The organism is Dellaglioa sp. CoH-57-MRSF-20 (assembly GCF_056781955.1).
Window position 1 is genome coordinate 1 of record NZ_JBXAXV010000175.1, and the last position, 357, is coordinate 357.

Genomic DNA, 357 nt, shown 5'->3' on the forward strand with positions numbered 1-357 from the left:
GGCAAGATCATCTGTCTGGCCGACCCGGACCCTGACGGCCCGTTTGTGGCTGACACTCCGATCCGTGTCCGTCGTCTGGATGACGGTGATCTCGGTATGGAGCCGCATGACGCAACGATCGAAAGCCTGAGTCGTAATCCTAACCAATTCGAAGTTCCTGTATGGAGCGGCGGCAAGCAGATTTGGGCACCGGCGACCGCCCATCTGGTACGCAACGTCGATTCACTGGTCGCTCTCGAAATTGGTGGCCACAAGTACCGGGTTAGCGAGGATCACAAATTCGTGGTGATTCGCACGCCGTCGAATCGTGATCGTGGGCTTCTGCCGTTCCCGGGCTCCGAAGACCTAGGCTACATC

At 58.3% G+C, this 357-nt stretch carries 1 protein-coding gene; it reads left to right on the top strand.

All coding sequences use genetic code 11. The annotated features are described in order from the left end of the window. Window positions 1-357, top strand: a 357-nt coding sequence (locus AC1RPN_RS08660; RefSeq protein WP_481763786.1) for a hypothetical protein, incomplete at both ends; no start/stop codon positions are given.